Origin of the sequence: Thalassobaculum sp., assembly GCF_040219215.1 — a bacterium.
In the GTDB taxonomy this organism is placed as follows: Bacteria; Pseudomonadota; Alphaproteobacteria; order Thalassobaculales; family Thalassobaculaceae; genus Thalassobaculum_A.
This window is the reverse complement of sequence record NZ_JAVJSX010000025.1, coordinates 118696-134154: the sequence shown is the minus strand read 5'-3', so window position 1 is coordinate 134154 and position 15459 is coordinate 118696. Positions and strand designations below refer to the sequence as shown.

Here is a 15459-nt window from a genome sequence, read left to right as displayed (position 1 = left end):
CGATGCAGACCAACTTCACCCTGGCCCAGCTTGCCGACCCGGACATCGCGGTCGCCAACCAGATCCTGCGCAGCTGCGTGCATTGCGGGTTCTGCACCGCGACCTGCCCGACCTACGCGCTGCTCGGCGACGAGCTCGACAGCCCGCGCGGCCGGATCTACCTGATCAAGGACATGCTGGAGAACGACCGTGACGCCGGCGAGCAGGAGGTCAAGCACATCGACCGCTGCCTGTCCTGCCTGTCGTGCATGACCACCTGTCCGTCCGGCGTGCACTACATGCACCTGGTCGACCACGCCCGCGCCCATATCGAGCGGACCTACACCCGGCCGTTCCTGGACCGGGCGTTGCGGGCGCTGCTGGCCAATCTGCTGCCGCGGCCGGGACTGTTCCGTTGGGCGCTGTCCGGGGCAAGGCTGGTGCGGCCGCTGGCGCCGTTGGCCGGCGAGTTGTTCGGTGGCCGGCTGCGGGCAATGCTGGAACTGGCGCCGAAGACCGTGCCTGCGCGGTCCACCCTGGATCGGCCGGGGGTGTTCCCGGCAGAGGGCGCGCGGCGCGCCCGTGTCGCCCTGCTGGCGGGCTGCGCCCAGCGGGTGCTGGACCCGGCGATCAACGATTCCACGATTCGCCTGCTGACCCGTCTCGGCGTCGAGGTGGTCGTGCCGCCGGCCGCCGGCTGCTGCGGGTCGCTGACCCACCACATGGGCCGCGAGCGCGACGCGCTTGCCTCGGTGAAGAACAACGTCGACGCCTGGACCGCGGAGTTGGCCGAGATGGGGGGCGAGGGGATCGACGCCATCGTGATCAACGCGTCGGGCTGCGGCACCACCGTGAAGGACTACGGCTTCATGCTGCGCGAGGACCCGCAATACGCCGGCAAGGCGGCGCGGATCGCGGAACTTACCAAGGACGTGACCGAGTTCCTCGATGGCTTGGGGATGCCGGCGCCCAGCGTGGCGTCGGGGCTTACCGTTGCCTACCATTCGGCCTGCTCGATGCAGCACGGCCAGAAGATCAAGACCGTGCCGCAGGCGCTGCTGACGGCAGCCGGGTTCACGGTGAAGGGCGTGCCGGAAGGCCATCTGTGCTGCGGGTCGGCGGGGACCTACAACCTGCTGCAACCCTCGATCGCCCGACGGCTGCGCGACCGCAAGGTGCGCAACATCGAGGGCACGAAGCCCGACGTCATCGCCACCGGCAACATCGGCTGCATGACCCAGATCGGCGGCGGCACCGCGATCCCGGTGGTGCATACGGTCCAATTGCTGGACTGGGCGACGGGCGGGCCGCGACCCGAAGCCCTGCAAGCGCACTGATCATGCCGTTCGGCCGTCCGGCCGGTCAGGACGACAGGACTTCGGATACCTTCTGCGACAGGGCTTCCAGGGTATACGGCTTCCCGATCATGCTGACGTCCGGATCGAGGACGCCGTGGTGCACGATGGCGTTGCGGGTGTAGCCGGTGGTGAACAGCACACGCAGGTCGGGCCGGCGCTCGGTCGCCGCCGTCGCCAGTTGCCGGCCGTCCATGCCCGGCATGACGACATCGGTCATCAGCAACGCAATTTCCGGGTGGGCGTCGAGAATCTCCAGGGCCGCGTCGCCGCTGCTGGCCTCAAGCACGGAGTAGTCCAGCTCACGCAGCATCGCGACGGCGGCCGCCCGGACATCGGGATCGTCCTCGACAACGAGGACGGCTTCGTTGCTCTGCGACTTGGGCACGCGGGCGCCTGCGCGCGTGGGTGCATAGGCTGGCGTCGCTTGCGTCATTTCGCGCGGAAGGTAGAGCTTCACGGTCGTGCCGCGACCGACCTCGCTGTAGATCTTGATGTGCCCGTTCGACTGCTTGATGAAGCCGTGCACCTGGCTGAGGCCCAGCCCGGTGCCTTCGCCGGGCGCCTTGGTCGTGAAGAACGGCTCGTAGACCTCCGACAGGATGTCGGGCGGGATGCCGATCCCGGTGTCGGTCACTGCGATCATCACATACTGGCCGGCCGTAACGTCGGCATGGTCTGACGCGTAGGCATCGTCCAGGTGGGTGTTGCTGGTCTCGATCGTCAACTTGCCGCCGCTCGGCATGGCGTCGCGCGCGTTGAGGGCGAGGTTCAGGATGGCGTTTTCCAACCCCGGCACATCGGCGTAGCTGCGCCAGAGCCCGCCGCCCAGCACGGTCTCGATCTCGATGTTTTCCGGCAGGGTCCGCCGCAGCATGCTGGCGGTGTTCGTGATCAGCTTGCTGCAGTCCACCGATTCGGGACTCAACGCCTGTTGCCGGGAGAACGCCAGCAAGCGCTGCGTCAGCGACGCCGCGTTCTCGGCACCTTTCAACGAGCCGTCGAGGAACTTCTGGACATCGGTGTCGCCCCGGTCAAGCCGGCGCTTGGCGAGGTTCAGGCCGCTCATCACGACCGCGAGCATGTTGTTGAAGTCGTGCGCGATGCCGCCGGTGAGTTTGCCGATCGCGTCCATTTTGTACAGTTGACGGAGTTGCGTCTCCTTCTCCTCGCGGATCGCCATCTGCTGAACCAGTTCGGCCGTGCGCTCGCTGACCTGGACCTCCAGCGAGTCTTTCAAGGCGGTCAGCTGCTCGCGGCGCTGCGCCAGTTGATGAGACACATCGGCCATCGTCGCGATGACGGCATTCGCTTCCTGGATCAACGACACGCTCGGCTCGACGATCTCGTCGCGACCGAGCGTCTCGGCCGATCGCTTCAGGGCGCTGAACGCCCGGGCAAGGGTGCCGGCGACCCAGAACGCCAGAACCAGGGCGGTGACGACCAGCGCCGCACCGATGAAGGCCAGGGTTCGAAGTGACTGCCACAGAGGTGCTTCAAGCTTCGCCAGCGGCAGGCCGACGGCCGCCGCCCAGCCGCTGGTCCTTGCGTAGGCGACGGTCGATATGAGATCGATGCCTTCATGCGAAACGGTCAGCAGGGTACCGGTTCCGCGGTTCTCGATGTGCCGAACCAACTCAGGCACAAGCGGTCGACCGGTGTATTCGGTGTTCAGGTGCGAGCGCCGGATGTGCGTGCCGTCGCGATCGACGATCGAAACGATCCAATCGTCCGGTACTCCCGGTTCGCTGACCACATCGGCGAAGTCACCGCTGTCGAGAAAAGTGCCGAGCATCCAGCGACCGGTGCCATCAGGACGCGAAACCGGAATCGCAATGAACACGAAGGGCGCATAGCCGCCATCCGTGTTGATGACGTTCGAAATGGAGACGTCCTGGTCTGTTCCAGTTCGTTGCGACCGGACGTGCTGGATGTCGGTGGCAGACAGTTCGCTGGCGTTGATGACCGGGTTGCCCGGTTCGTCCAGCAGAACAAAGCCGCGCCCCTTTGTCAGCCTGGTGTTGCGCAGCCTGTGCTCGAACGCGACGAGATCTCCCTGTTCGAGCAGTGATGAACTCTTCAGCGCGGTAAGGGCGGCAATCGCGACCTCGAACTCCTTGTCGATTGCCCGCGCCACCCCCTTGGCGTTGCTCATCAGCCTGTGAGCGGCCTCGTCGCGTGCGCTGTTCGCATAGTTCAGAAGAGCGATGATCGCAAACAACAGTGGCGGCAGAACGCCGAGAAATACCATCACGCTCAATACCGGCCGTACCGGAAACCCGCTTCGGCCGGAATTGAACACTTTCACGATGCCCTCGTGCACTGGCGTAGCTGCGCTGTCGATGTCGGAGAGTGATTTTCCGATACCTATTCGCCATAGAGCAAAGCTTATTCAGTCGAACTTCGTCAGATCAAGGGTCAATGAGGTCATGTTCCGGTCCGGCCAGCCGGAACCGGCACGTACAATGCGTACAGACAGCGTGAACTGGTGCAGACGTCCCTGTCGATTGCCGTTCCGAGGGGGGAACCGAAACGCGTGCTGCTGACGGAAGTCTAGCTGGACGACCGGCCTCGCACCTGGTCGAGGAAGCCGGTGACCTCCTTGTCGAGTAGATCCGCGTCACCGGCCAGGGCTTCGGCGGCGGCCAGCACGGCCTCCGCCTGGACACCGGTATCGTTGGCGACCGCCGACACGCCCTCGATGGTCCGTGTCACTTCGTTGGTGCCTTCCGCCGCGTCTTGGCTCGATCGGGCGATCTCCTGGGTCGAGGCATCCTGTTCTTCGACCGCGCCGGCGATGGCCGTGACGTAGCCGTCGATCTCGCGGATGGCACCGGCGACCTCGCGGATCGCCACCACAGCCGAGGCGACGCCGTCCTGCACCTCCTTGATCTGCTGGGTGATTTCGTCGGTTGCCCTGGCGGTCTGCCCGGCCAGCGACTTCACCTCGCCGGCCACGACCGCGAAGCCCTTGCCGGCTTCACCGGCGCGAGCCGCTTCGATGGTGGCGTTCAGCGCCAGCAGGTTGGTCTGTTCCGCGATGTCCTGAATAAGCGTGACCACCGTGTCGATCCGGCGGGCGGCCTGCTCCAGGCTTTCGACGCGCTGGTTGGTGGTTTCCGCCTGATCCGCCGCTTCGCGGGCCCGGGACGACGACTGGCTGATCTTGCTTGAGATCTCCCGGATCGACGCTGACAGCTCCTCGGCGGCCGAAGCCACGGTCTGGACGTTGGCGGAGGTCTCCTGAGCGACCGATGCACCGTTGATCGACTGGTCGCGAACGTCGGCGGCACCGCCGGTCATCGCCTGGGCGTTGGTGGTCATCTCGCGGGCCGCGGTGCCGAGGCGGTCGACGATGCCCTTCACCCGGCTTTCGAAGGAATCGGCGAGCTGGATGCGCTGGTTGTGCCGTTCCTCGGACGCCTTACGTTCCGCCGCCACCTGGTCTTCGCGCAGCTTCTCCATCTCGATGGCGTTGTTGCGGAACACCTCGACGGCTCGCGCCATCTCGGTGATTTCGTCGTTGCCCTGGGCGTCGACCTCGGTGTTGTGGTTGCCGCCGGCAATCACCCGCATCGTCTCGGCGAGGGACATCAGTCGACGGACAACCTGCCGGTTGACCACGATCCAGCCGATCAGGATGCCGATTGCGACACCGGCACCGGCGATCGCGAACAGCATGTACTCGCTGCGGTCGATGGCGACGAAGGCCGCTCCGGAGTCGCGCTGTGCAGCTTCGAGAGCCTGGGCTACCTGCTGGTTGACGACCGTGTCGAACTGACGGGTCAAGGTTTGCACCTCGGTCAGCGCGTCACTGGCAGCCTGCTCCTCAGCAAGCACGCCGCGGCGGCGCTGAAAGACGCTGTCATCGCCCTGGCCTGCGGCAATCAGTGCCCGCACCTTGGCCGCGATGTCGGCCATGCCGTCGCCGGCCTCCATTGCCGTTGCCAGGGTATCAAGCGTCTGGCCGGAAGCCACGAACGTGTTCTCCAGCACGGACAGCCGATCGATGTCGGGTGCGCTGGCCGCCGTGCTCATCAGGCCGATCACCATGTTCGCTTCAGCCAACGTCTCCAGCATCTGCCGCAGGTTGGTGACGTCCTTGTCGATCAGCGTCGAGATCCGCTCTTCCAGGTTGGCGGACAGATCGCTGCTGCCGCCGATCAGCGCGATCCGGGCGGCATCGACCACCGGCTTGACCGCATCATCGAACGCCCGTGCGATCTCCACGATCTCGCCGTCGAAGGTTTTGCGATGCGCCTGAACCGCGTCATACTGCTCGGGCGTCAGGTCGACCCACGTCAACTCGCCGGTACGGATCGCAAAGACCGACCACTCGCCAAACCCATAGCTCATGAGCTTCTTGGCAAGGGTCGCAAGGGTTTCACCCTCCGGACTCTGCGGCAAGGAGGCGATGGTCTTCTGCATGTCGATCGCCGCCCGACCGAACAGCGCTTCTTCATCCGCCAGGGTCTCGACGGTTTCGATGCGCGCCGAGCGCGCCATGATTCCCAGCAGGCGCTGACCTTCCCCTGACAGGGTCAGCGCGGCCTGCAGGGCGGCGACTTCCTTCTGCACAAGGCTGTCGATCTTGTCGCTCACTTCGCTGGTGGTGTCCTCGCTGGCGATCACCAGGTTGAAGGTCGCGTCGTCGACCAACGGCCGGATGTCACCGAGAAACGACTTGTGGACGTCGAGGACCTGTTGCACGGCCGTTGCCAGTCCGCTGCGGGCGATCTGCCGGCGCTTCACCGCGTCGTCGAGGGCGGCCAACTGATCGCGAAGGCCCTGTGCAAGCGGTCGAATGGCCTCGCCGGTGGCGGCGTCGAAGCGTGCCAGCGTCTCGGTTCCCTCATCCACGGACGCGAGGTTGGATTTCATCGCTGCGCGCGCGGCGTCGCGGGCGGATTCAGTCGGGGCCGAGATGATGTTCGGAGCGACTGCAGCCGCTGTTGCGGACTGCGCCGCCAGCTGCAGGCTTGCGGTCAGGACCGGAAGAGCTCGGTTGGCGACGTCATCCATGGTTCCGCGGACGTTCTCGAACGCGACCCAGGCGACACCGACGGCGATGACTGTCAGGGCCGTTGTGGCGCCGAACGCGGCATAGAGGCGGGCGCCGATCCCGAATCCGGTCCGGCGTCCGGACTCCTCGACGCCGGCGCTCGGTTCGATGACGCTCATATCCATTCCTCCCGCCTGATGCTTGCTTTGTTGGTGACGGCTCCGGCTTGTGCGAGCCCGGAGCCGTCACGGTCGTGTGTCGCTTAGTTGCCGACCGGCTTGAAGCTACCATCGGCCTGGATCTCGGTCAGGTAGACCTCTTCCATGCCTTGGTTGTCGCCGGGGCCGTATTTCAGCACTGCGCCGCCCAGATCGAAGGTGCCCGTACCGTAGATCGCCTTCAAGAGGCTTTCGCGGGTGACGTCGGCACCGGCGATCTTCAGAGCTTCGACGGTCAGACGACCGACCATGTAGCCCTCGAGCGATCCGAAGCCCGGCTTGGCGTTGGCGTCAGTGGCGGCGAGCGCCTTCTGATAGCTGGCGACCACCGGAACCGAGGCGTCGAAGGGGAACGGCACGACCTGGCTGATGATCACGCCAGCGCCGTCGGGGCCAAGTTCAGCCGCGAGCGCCTCGGATCCGACGAACGAGATCGTGATGAACGTCGGGTCCATCTTCAGCTTGCGGGCCAGTTTCACGAACTCGGCGATCGGCTTGTAGGCACCGACCATGACCACCGCGTCCGGATCGGCCTTGCGGATGTCGAGAAGGGCGGCTTTGACCGCCGTGGTGTTGCGGGCGTAGGTGCCCTCGGCCACCAGCTTCATGCCACGCTTGTCCAGGGCCTTCTGAACCCCGGCAAGTCCGACGCGCCCGAAGCCGTCATCCTGGTAAAGGATGGCGATCTTCTGAGCCTTCTTCTGGGTGGTCAGGAACTCGATCCAGGTTTCGGTCTCCTGGTCGTAGGTGGCGCGAACGTTGATGACGTTCGAGTTCTCCGGCTTGCGCAGGAACCCGGCGCCGGTGAACGGACCGATGAACGGGACGCCAGCGGCCGTCGCAACAGGCTGGGTCACCAGGGTTGTCGGCGTTCCGACCGGGCCGATCAGCGAGAAGACCTTGTCCTCGTCGATCAGCTTGCGGGTGTTGGCGACCGATTTGTCGGGCTCGTAGCTGTCGTCGTAGCGAACCACCGAGAGCATGCGTCCGTTCACTCCGCCGGCGGCGTTGGCTTCGCCGAACGCAGCGTCGATGCCGAGTTTCATGTTGTTGCCGAGGGCCGCGGCCGGTCCTTCGAAGGCTGCCGTCTGGCCAAAGACGATCTTGTCGCCGGAGACGCCAGGTGTCTGGGCTGCGGCGGCGCCGGCGACCAGGCACATGGTCGCGGCGAACGCGGTGCGGTGAAGCAGAGTTGTAACCGTCATGTTATCTTCCTCCCAGTGCCTGATGCACGGTGCGAGATTGACGGGCAAAAGGTTAAAGTTCCGTTGCCGAATGATGGCTTGTCTGTCTCGGCATCAATCGTTGGGAGAGGGGCGATGGCGGCGCGGCTTTCACTGTCAATATTTACAATTGTATTCACTGTTGCTTTAATTTGTTCTGATTTGCGGGCCGATCAGAAAGATGGCCGGCTCCCAGCACTGTTCTCCAGGCTCGCCGAAGCGGACACCAAGCCGGTCGCCGCTCGCCTTGAAAGCCAGATCTGGGGCATCTGGCTGGAGCCCCCGGCGGCTCCCGATGTCACCGACACTCTCCGCCGCGGATTGTCGGCCATGGCGCTCAGCCAACTCACCGACGCTCTGCGGGCATTCGATGCCATAGTGGTCAAAGCCCCGGAGTTCGCCGAGGGATGGAACAAGCGCGCGACGATCCGCTACATCCTGGGTGACTACGAGGGTTCGATCGCCGATATCCAACGGACCTTGGCGTTGGAGCCCCGCCATTTCGGCGCGCTGTCGGGCCTGGGGCTGGTACGTCTGGCGCTGGACCGGCCGGCGGACGCCCTGCAGGCGTTCGAAGCGGCGCTGGTGATCCATCCGTTCATCGTCGACCCCGAGAACATCAAGGCGCTGCGTGAACAGGTGCGCGGCCGGCCATTGTGATCGCGGTCGGCGCTACTTGCACATCGATTGGACGGCCAGCCAGTCGCCGGATGCCAGGCCCGGACCGGTTCCGGTACCGTGGCGGCGCAACGTCTCGGCACGCTCTTTCGACTGCGGATGGGTACTGAACAGAGCGACGGCGGCGAGTCCGGTTTCCTGCGCCGCCAATGTGTCGAAGAACTTCGCGCCCGGCTCGGGATTGATGTCGCGGTCGTTCAGCAGGCGCAGCGCGACGGCGTCGGCGCCCGCTTCCTGGTCCCGGGTGTAGCTGCTGTCCAGCAGGAAGCCGACGGCGGCCTCGGCAGTGCGGGCGTCGAGTGACACTCCGAAGACGGCAGCCAGAGCGACGTCGACCAGCCGGCCACGCAGCATCCGGGCAAGCGGGTCACGACGCACCGCGTGACCGATCTCGTGGGCCATCACGGCGGCAAGCGCTTCGGGCCGGTCGCTCGCCGCGATCAGCCCCGACGTCAGCACGACCCGGCCGCCGGGCAGCGCGAAGGCGTTCACCAGGTCCCACCGCACCGTCGAGATCTTCGGCGCCGGCTGGCCGAGCGTATCGGTCATGCCGGTGGCGAGCTTGTCCAATGCGGCCACCCCGGCGGAACCGGTGCACACCGGATGAACGACGGACAGCTGGGACACCATGCCGTCGGACAGGCCGCCGCCCCACCCTGCCGGAAACAGCTGTGCCGCATGGCGGGATGCCAGGCCCGCTGTCGCGACGATGAGCACCACCGCTGCCCCCAAGGCAACCGCCCAGCGTACCGCCGACCGGCGCGCATCTGATCGGCCGGCGGTCCGATTGAGCCGGGGCAGCAGGCTGGCGCTCAGGGAGCGATCGTCGATCACCAGTCGCGCGTCCGGAACCGACCGGGTGCTAACGGTCAAACCGTCGCGGCGGCTGTCGGTCACCACATAGCTGTCCTTCAACGGCCAGATGAGGGGGCAGTATGGCGGGCTCGCGGTGTCGACGGGGGTGATGACGATGCGGCCGCCCGACAGCGTGACCAGCACAGCATGGTCCAGCGCATTGACGCCGTCGAACAGCGTTGCCGGACGCGCACCGGCTGACGCGGCCTCCCCGCTAGAAGGCATCGAAATCGCCCACCAGACCCTCGCCGGCTGTCGTGCGGTCGTCGGCCGCCTGGCGCAGCGCTGCCAGATCGATCGCGCCGAGCACCACCAAGTGTCGGCAGACGAAGCGGATCCGGCGCTCCCAGACGATCGGCATGAAAAGGAGATAGCAGGCCGCGATGGCGACGTAGGTTGGAAGGGCGGCGACGGTCAATGCCCAGTAGAGACTCGTCGAGTCCGCCTGAGCACCGATGTGACCGATGTTCGCGAGCGTACCGAGTATCGCGGGGGTCAGCGACAACGCGATCAACATTCCCGGGCCAAACAGCAGTGCCATGTTGCTGAGCGTGAGCCAGGCATGCGACCAGCCCGACGCGGTGAAACCGAACCGGATTGGCCCGGCGACGGTCCGGTCGGCGACCAACCGGTAGACCCGTGCCTTGTACCAGAAGTACGACAGCCCGAATGAGAACGGCCAGAGCAGCATGGCCACCAGCCACGACCAGAACAGGTTGCCGCCGCTGACCTGGCATGTAACCGGCAGGCTGCCGGCGCGAGCGCCGTGCAGCGCATAGCGGATTCGCTTGGCATCCATCCAAGGCTTGAACAGCCCGAGTGTCAGAACGGTCAGTGCCGCGGTCCATAGCGTGAGCCACAGATAGGGCGCCACCGTTCCGGCCAGACGGCCGCGAATGCCACGCCACCGGGTCCGCGAGGTCCGGTAGCGCAGCCCTAGATACTTGCCCAGCGCGACCAGCCAAAGCAGGCCGAGGACATAGAGCGGGTCGAGGATGCGCGCGGCGTGTGGCGCCGATCCCAGCAGGAAGACCTGCACGCCGGTGACGACCAGCGCGGCCGGAAGCAGGATCAGCAGCACGACCTTCAGGAAGCCGACGAAGATCTCGACGCCGGTCCCGGTGTACTCCAACGGCTGGCCGTCGAACCGGATATGCGCCCACAGCAGTCGTCGCATCCGGGTGATCGCCCAAAACCGCCAGATCGACAACGTGACGACGGTCAGCAGCGTGTTGACCACGTGCAGCTTGAGCAATCGGACGTAACCCGCCGGTTCATAGTCCACCCGCGGTGGTGGCTTCAGAACATGACTGGCCGACCATGGGCGGATGCCCTTCGGTTGCGGCACGCCGTCTGCGTTCGCTGCCTGTTCCGTCATTCCGCCCCATGCCCCAAGATGCCTTCGTCCGGCAGAGTATCCGTTGTGGCGTTCCCTACAACCGTATCGCGACGGCGATTTCCGACCGTTGCTCCCGGTGACGGTGCGGCTATGCTGCCGGCGTCCTGAACGCGAGTGGAGTGGAATGATGGCCGAGCGATTCGATCTCGTGGTACGCGATGGAACGGTGGTCACGCCGTCCGGGCCGGCGGCCGTCGACATCGGCATCCGGAGCGGAAAGATCGCTGCGCTCGGCAATCTTGGCGGAGCCGCGGCGGCAGCGACGTTGGATGCGACCGGCTTGCATGTGCTGCCGGGGGTGATCGACACCCAGGTGCATTTCCGCGAACCGGGGATGGAGCACAAGGAAGACATCGCCCACGGCAGCAAGGCGGCGGTGATGGGCGGTGTCACCGCGTTCTTCGAGATGCCGAACACCTCGCCGCTGACCCTCGGCAAGGCGGATCTGGAAGACAAGCTTGCCCGCTCGGCGGGGCGGGCATGGTGCGATCATGCGTATTTCGTTGGCGGCTCGGAGGACAATGTCGCCGACCTTGCCGAACTGGAGCGCCTGCCGGGCTGCGCCGGGGTGAAAGTGTTCATGGGCTCGTCGACCGGCTCGCTTCTGGCGGACAAGGACGAACTGCTCGCCCGCATCCTGGCGAACGGCCGCCGGCGCGTCGCGGTCCACGCCGAGGACGAGGACCGGTTGAAGGAGCGGCAGCACATCGCAAAGGAAGCGGGGCATCCGCGCGCGCACCCGGTGTGGCGCGACGAGGAGGCGGCGCTGCGCGCCACCAAGCGGATCGTCAACCTCGCCACCACGGCCGGCCGGCCCGTGCACGTCCTGCACATCACCTCGGCCGAGGAACTGGAATTCCTGGAACAGCACAAGGACGTGGCCACCGTCGAGACCACGCTGAACCACCTGACGATGGCAGCCCCCGAGTGCTACGAGCGGCTCGGCAGCAAGGCGCAGATGAACCCGCCGGTACGCGAGGAGCGGCACCGCGACGCGCTGTGGCGGGCGATCGCCGACGGCACCATCGACGTCATTGGCTCCGACCACGCCCCGCACACCCTGGAAGAAAAGCAGCGCCCCTATCCGTCCAGCCCGTCCGGCATGCCCGGGGTGCAGACCGTGCTGCCGCTGCTGCTCGACCACATGAGCAAGGGGCGGCTGTCGCTGGCCCGATTGGTCGACCTGACCTCCGACGGACCGCACCGGATCTATGGCATCGCCGGCAAGGGCCGGATCGCCATGGGCTGGGACGCCGACCTGGCGCTGGTCGACCTGAAGGCCGAGCGCGAGATCACCGACGACTGGATCGCCAGCAAGTGCGGCTGGACGCCGTTTGCTGGCACCCGCGTCACCGGCTGGCCGATCGCCACGGTGGTGCGTGGCCATCTGGTAATGAAGGACGATGAAGTGCTGGGCCTTCCGGTCGGCGAGCCGGTGCGGTTCTGGTCGACGCTGTAGGGGCGTGCGGAGGTTTGTGCGTTCGCCAGCGATCCGACAGAGGCGCCGTTGTTCCGACTGCCCGTCGGGCCAAGCGAGCGCAATGGGCTGCGCGAGCCGAACAGCCTGATGGTCGACACGGTGGCGATCGTCGCGAAGTCGATGATCGGTCGGAGGATCGGGCGGTTGAACGATGAAGATGTCCTGTAGCTCGAACAGGCAGTCATCGTTTCCCTGGGCCTGACTGTTTCATCGAGGGCCAGATCGACGACCTGATCCGGCACTGCGCGAGGTAGCCCGATGGCGAAGACCAAGGTCTACTACAACAGCGCCTGCCCGGTATGCGCGGCCGGCATCGCCGGACAGCGCGGCAAGCTCGATGCCTGCCCGGTCGACATCGAATGGATCGACGTTCACGCCGACAACGCGGCCGCTGCCGAGATCGCCAGTGAGCTGGAGTTCGTTCGGGAAAGACTGCACGTGGTCGACGCCGATGGCCGGACCCGCGTCGGCGTGGAGGCGTTCGAGGCTCTGTGGGCACTGACGCCCGGGCAGCGGGGACTGGCGCGGATCAGCGGGCTGCCGGTCGTGCGAACGCTGCTGCGGTGGTCCTACAACGGATTTGCCGCGATCCTGTACCGGTGGAACCGGCTGAATGGCCGCTGGTAACGCTTCGCCGGCCTACCGCTTGCCGATCTCGGCGATGTCGAACGGCGTGGTCTGGTACAGCTCATTGATCCAATTGCCGAACAGCAGGTGGGCATGGCTGCGCCAGCGGTTCTCGGGCTGGCGGGTCGGGTCGTCTTTCGGGAAGTAGTTGCGCGGTGGGGCGATCGCCTGGTTCGCGGCGACATCGCGGAAATACTCGTCGCTGAGCGAGTTCGAGTCGTATTCGACGTGATTGAACATGTGCAGCGACCGGTGGACCGGGTCGTCCAGCAGGCATAGACCGGCCTCGTCGGAGTCCATCAGCACGGTCATCCCGCTGTCGGCCGGGATGTCCTCGCGCCGCACTTCGGTCCAGCGCGACACCGGGATCGAGAAGTCGTCGGAGAACCCGCGCAGATACGGCGAGGCTGGGGCCAGGTTTCGATGGCGATACACCCCGAACGCCTTCGCCGGCAGGGGATACTTCGGCATCCCGTGGAAGTGATGGACCGCCGCCTGGGCGCCCCAGCAGATGGTGAAGCAGCTGTGCACGTTGGTCTGGGTCCAGTCGAAGATCCGGCGCAGTTCGTCCCAGTAAGTTACTTCCTCGAACGGCAGTGTCTCGATCGGTGCGCCGGTGACGATGAAGCCGTCGAACCGTTCGTCGCGGATGTCTTCCCACGCGCGATAGAACGAGATGATGTGCTCGCTCGGCGTGTTGCGGGCCACATGGTTGGTCATCTTGACCAAGGTCAGTTCGACCTGAAGCGGCGTCGAGCCGAGTAGGCGGGCAATCTGGGTCTCGGTCTTGACCTTGTTGGGCATCAGGTTGAGCAGGCCGATCCGCATCGCCCGGATGTCCTGACGCATTGCGTCGGCCTCGCCCATGACCATGACGCCCTCGGCGGTCAGGGTGGCGCGGGCGGGCAGGTCGTCAGGGATCTTGATCGGCATCGGCTTGTCTCGCGCGGCGGCGTGTCGATCACGCCGCCGATCCGGTTACATGGTGGCAATCATGGCCGCTGCCCAGATGGCGCGGGCGGGTCTTATACCACTACGAACCGCCGCGCTGAACATTGGCGCTGCGCACCGGAACACCGAACTCGCGATGGCAGATTTCCGCCAGTCTAGCGACACCCTCGCGGATGCTGTCGACCGATGGGTGGGCGAAGCACAGCCGCAGGCGGTGGCGGCCGCTGGCCGCGTCGGCCGACCACTCCGATCCTGGGTTGATCGCCACGCCCTCCGCCCCGGCGGCCTTGAACAGACTTCCGGTGTCGACCGCATCGGGCAGAGTCACCCACAGGAAGATGCCGCCCTTCGGTGCCGTGAACTCGGCCGCCGACCCGAAGTGCTGGTTGACCGCCTCCATCATCGCCGCGCACTTGCCCTGCAGGGTTCGGGTAAGGGCGGTCACGTGGCCGTCGAAGCCGTTCGCGAGGTATTCCGACAGCACCATCTGTTCCAGCGCGCCGGTGCCGCCGTCGGTCTTCAGCGGCAGCAGCCGGCTCAGCACCGGCCAGTCGGCAACGATGTAGCCGACGCGCAACGCCGGGGCGATCGACTTGGAGAACGACCCACAATAGATCACCCGGTCGCCACCCGGCAGGGCCCTGATCGCCGGCGGCCGGTCGCCGTCCCAGATCAGGTCGGCGTAGCAGTCGTCTTCGACGATCGGAACGCCGTACGCCGCCGCGACCTTCAGGAGTTCTTCCCGGCGCGCCTTGGGCATCACCGAGCCGGTCGGGTTCTGCACGGTCGGTATGGTGTAGATGAACTTCGGCCGCACTCCCTTGGCCTTGAGGTCCTCCAGGATCGCGGTCAACGCGTCGATGCGGATGCCGTCGCCGTCCAGCGGGGCGCCGATATAGGAAGCGCCGCACTTCGTCAGCCGGCTCATGGCGCCGCTGTAGCAGGCTTCTTCCAGGATCACCGTGTCGCCCGGCTCCACCAGCGCGGCGTTGATCAGGTCGAGCGCCTGCAGCGAACCCGAGGTGATCAGGATGTCGTCGGCGGTACACGCAAGGCCGGCACGGGCGTTCAACTGCGCCGCCACCCCCTCGCGCAGCGGCCGGTAGCCCTGCGGGCCGCTGCTCAAGCCGTAGGTCGCCAGCGTATGACCCTCGCGCGCCAGAACCGCGGCGGCCGAGGCCATCAGGTCATCGACCGGCACGCTCTCGGCGTCGTTGTGACCACCGACGAAGTTGTATGCCGGAAAACCGCCCCAGCGGCCGGCAGGGGCGGCGAGGTCACTGCGGAAGAAGGGGGTGTAGTCGAAACTCATGGCAGGTGACCTCAGGCAGGACGAGGAAGGGCGGGCAGGGAGCTTGGTAAAGCTTAGTTCTTGGTCTTCTCGCCGGTGACGACCGGGCCGACCCGGTCGCCCAGGATCGGGAACCGGACGACGCCGTCGGAAGCCTCGTAGACCCACTCCTCGAGCGGGCCGACCTTGTTCAGCGTCTTCGGCTCGCCCAGCGCAGCCCGCAACTCGGCCTTGGTGGTCGCCTGCTCGGCCTTCTTGACGATCTCGGCCTTGGAATCCTCATGCAGGCAGCCGGCGAGCGCCAGGGTGGCAGCCAGGGCGAATGCAGCGAACAGCGGGCGCCGGGGGCGTAGGGCGGTCATGACGGCTGGCTCCTGGAGCGGAATGGATGTGCGGGAGGC

General features: G+C 66.1%; 12 protein-coding genes and 1 pseudogene. 5 read left to right on the top strand and 8 right to left on the bottom strand.

What is annotated here, in order from left to right:
• Positions 1-2 precede the first annotated feature (2 nt).
• Positions 3-1316: a glycolate oxidase subunit GlcF gene (gene glcF, locus RIC54_RS18465; RefSeq protein WP_350096326.1), complete on the top strand. Its 1314-nt coding sequence runs from the start codon at positions 3-5 to the stop codon at positions 1314-1316.
• Between the two features lie 25 nt (positions 1317-1341).
• Here the strand turns inward: glcF and RIC54_RS18460 are convergent, their stop codons facing one another.
• The 3 genes from RIC54_RS18460 to RIC54_RS18450 form a co-directional block, all read right to left on the bottom strand.
• Positions 1342-3642, bottom strand: coding sequence for a hybrid sensor histidine kinase/response regulator (locus tag RIC54_RS18460; protein WP_350096324.1), 2301 nt, complete (start codon positions 3640-3642; stop codon positions 1342-1344).
• A 245-nt stretch (positions 3643-3887) separates the two neighbouring features.
• Positions 3888-6515: a methyl-accepting chemotaxis protein gene (locus RIC54_RS18455; protein ID WP_350096322.1), complete on the bottom strand. Its 2628-nt coding sequence runs from the start codon at positions 6513-6515 to the stop codon at positions 3888-3890.
• Positions 6516-6598: 83 nt separating this feature from the next.
• Entirely contained in the window at positions 6599-7759 is a 1161-nt protein-coding gene (locus tag RIC54_RS18450) for an ABC transporter substrate-binding protein (RefSeq protein ID WP_350096320.1), read from the bottom strand.
• Positions 7760-7873: 114 nt separating this feature from the next.
• Here RIC54_RS18450 and RIC54_RS18445 point away from each other — a divergent pair, with 114 nt between their 5' ends.
• The gene (locus RIC54_RS18445) at positions 7874-8437 is read left to right on the top strand and encodes a tetratricopeptide repeat protein (RefSeq protein WP_350096318.1); all 564 of its coding nucleotides are present in this window, start codon (positions 7874-7876) and stop codon (positions 8435-8437) included.
• A gap of 12 nt (positions 8438-8449) precedes the next feature.
• Here RIC54_RS18445 and RIC54_RS18440 read toward each other — a convergent pair whose 3' ends face one another.
• Positions 8450-9535, bottom strand: a complete 1086-nt coding sequence (locus RIC54_RS18440) for a M48 family metallopeptidase (protein WP_350096316.1) — start codon at positions 9533-9535, stop codon at positions 8450-8452.
• Entirely contained in the window at positions 9525-10688 is a 1164-nt protein-coding gene (locus RIC54_RS18435; RefSeq protein WP_350096314.1) for a DUF898 family protein, read from the bottom strand. The genes RIC54_RS18440 and RIC54_RS18435 overlap by 11 nt, the downstream gene beginning before the upstream one ends.
• Positions 10689-10836: 148 nt before the next feature.
• On the opposite strand from RIC54_RS18435, the gene RIC54_RS18430 reads away from it, so the two are divergent.
• The 3 genes and pseudogenes from RIC54_RS18430 (at position 10837) to RIC54_RS18420 (ending at position 12816) form a co-directional block, all read left to right on the top strand.
• A complete protein-coding gene (locus tag RIC54_RS18430; RefSeq protein ID WP_350096312.1) occupies positions 10837-12168 on the top strand; it encodes a dihydroorotase in 1332 nt (443 codons plus the stop codon).
• Between the two features lie 24 nt (positions 12169-12192).
• Positions 12193-12357, top strand: a pseudogene (locus RIC54_RS18425) (type II toxin-antitoxin system PemK/MazF family toxin); the annotation flags it as partial.
• Between the two features lie 90 nt (positions 12358-12447).
• Positions 12448-12816: a thiol-disulfide oxidoreductase DCC family protein gene (locus tag RIC54_RS18420; RefSeq protein ID WP_350096310.1), complete on the top strand. Its 369-nt coding sequence runs from the start codon at positions 12448-12450 to the stop codon at positions 12814-12816.
• A gap of 12 nt (positions 12817-12828) precedes the next feature.
• On the opposite strand, the gene metA is transcribed toward RIC54_RS18420, so the two are convergent.
• The 3 genes from metA to RIC54_RS18405 form a co-directional block, all read right to left on the bottom strand.
• Positions 12829-13749: a homoserine O-acetyltransferase MetA gene (metA, locus tag RIC54_RS18415; protein ID WP_350096308.1), complete on the bottom strand. Its 921-nt coding sequence runs from the start codon at positions 13747-13749 to the stop codon at positions 12829-12831.
• A gap of 100 nt (positions 13750-13849) precedes the next feature.
• Positions 13850-15079 (bottom strand): aminotransferase-like domain-containing protein, encoded by a 1230-nt coding sequence (locus RIC54_RS18410; RefSeq protein WP_350096306.1) that lies wholly within the window; start codon positions 15077-15079, stop codon positions 13850-13852.
• A gap of 53 nt (positions 15080-15132) precedes the next feature.
• Positions 15133-15420 (bottom strand): hypothetical protein, encoded by a 288-nt coding sequence (locus RIC54_RS18405; protein WP_350096304.1) that lies wholly within the window; start codon positions 15418-15420, stop codon positions 15133-15135.
• Positions 15421-15459: the final 39 nt, after the last annotated feature.

Excerpts from the sequence above, each read along its gene's own strand:
- RIC54_RS18420 (WP_350096310.1), top strand. The coding sequence starts at position 12,448 with ATGGCGAAGACCAAGGTCTACTACAACAGCGCCTGCCCGGTATGCGCG.
- RIC54_RS18410 (WP_350096306.1), bottom strand. The coding sequence starts at position 15,079 with ATGAGTTTCGACTACACCCCCTTCTTCCGCAGTGACCTCGCCGCCCCT.
- RIC54_RS18435 (WP_350096314.1), bottom strand. The coding sequence starts at position 10,688 with ATGACGGAACAGGCAGCGAACGCAGACGGCGTGCCGCAACCGAAGGGC.
- RIC54_RS18450 (WP_350096320.1), bottom strand. The coding sequence starts at position 7,759 with ATGACGGTTACAACTCTGCTTCACCGCACCGCGTTCGCCGCGACCATG.
- RIC54_RS18440 (WP_350096316.1), bottom strand. The coding sequence starts at position 9,535 with ATGCCTTCTAGCGGGGAGGCCGCGTCAGCCGGTGCGCGTCCGGCAACG.
- RIC54_RS18445 (WP_350096318.1), top strand. The coding sequence starts at position 7,874 with ATGGCGGCGCGGCTTTCACTGTCAATATTTACAATTGTATTCACTGTT.
- RIC54_RS18405 (WP_350096304.1), bottom strand. The coding sequence starts at position 15,420 with ATGACCGCCCTACGCCCCCGGCGCCCGCTGTTCGCTGCATTCGCCCTG.
- RIC54_RS18430 (WP_350096312.1), top strand. The coding sequence starts at position 10,837 with ATGGCCGAGCGATTCGATCTCGTGGTACGCGATGGAACGGTGGTCACG.
- RIC54_RS18455 (WP_350096322.1), bottom strand. The coding sequence starts at position 6,515 with ATGAGCGTCATCGAACCGAGCGCCGGCGTCGAGGAGTCCGGACGCCGG.
- metA (WP_350096308.1), bottom strand. The coding sequence starts at position 13,749 with ATGCCGATCAAGATCCCTGACGACCTGCCCGCCCGCGCCACCCTGACC.
- glcF (WP_350096326.1), top strand. The coding sequence starts at position 3 with ATGCAGACCAACTTCACCCTGGCCCAGCTTGCCGACCCGGACATCGCG.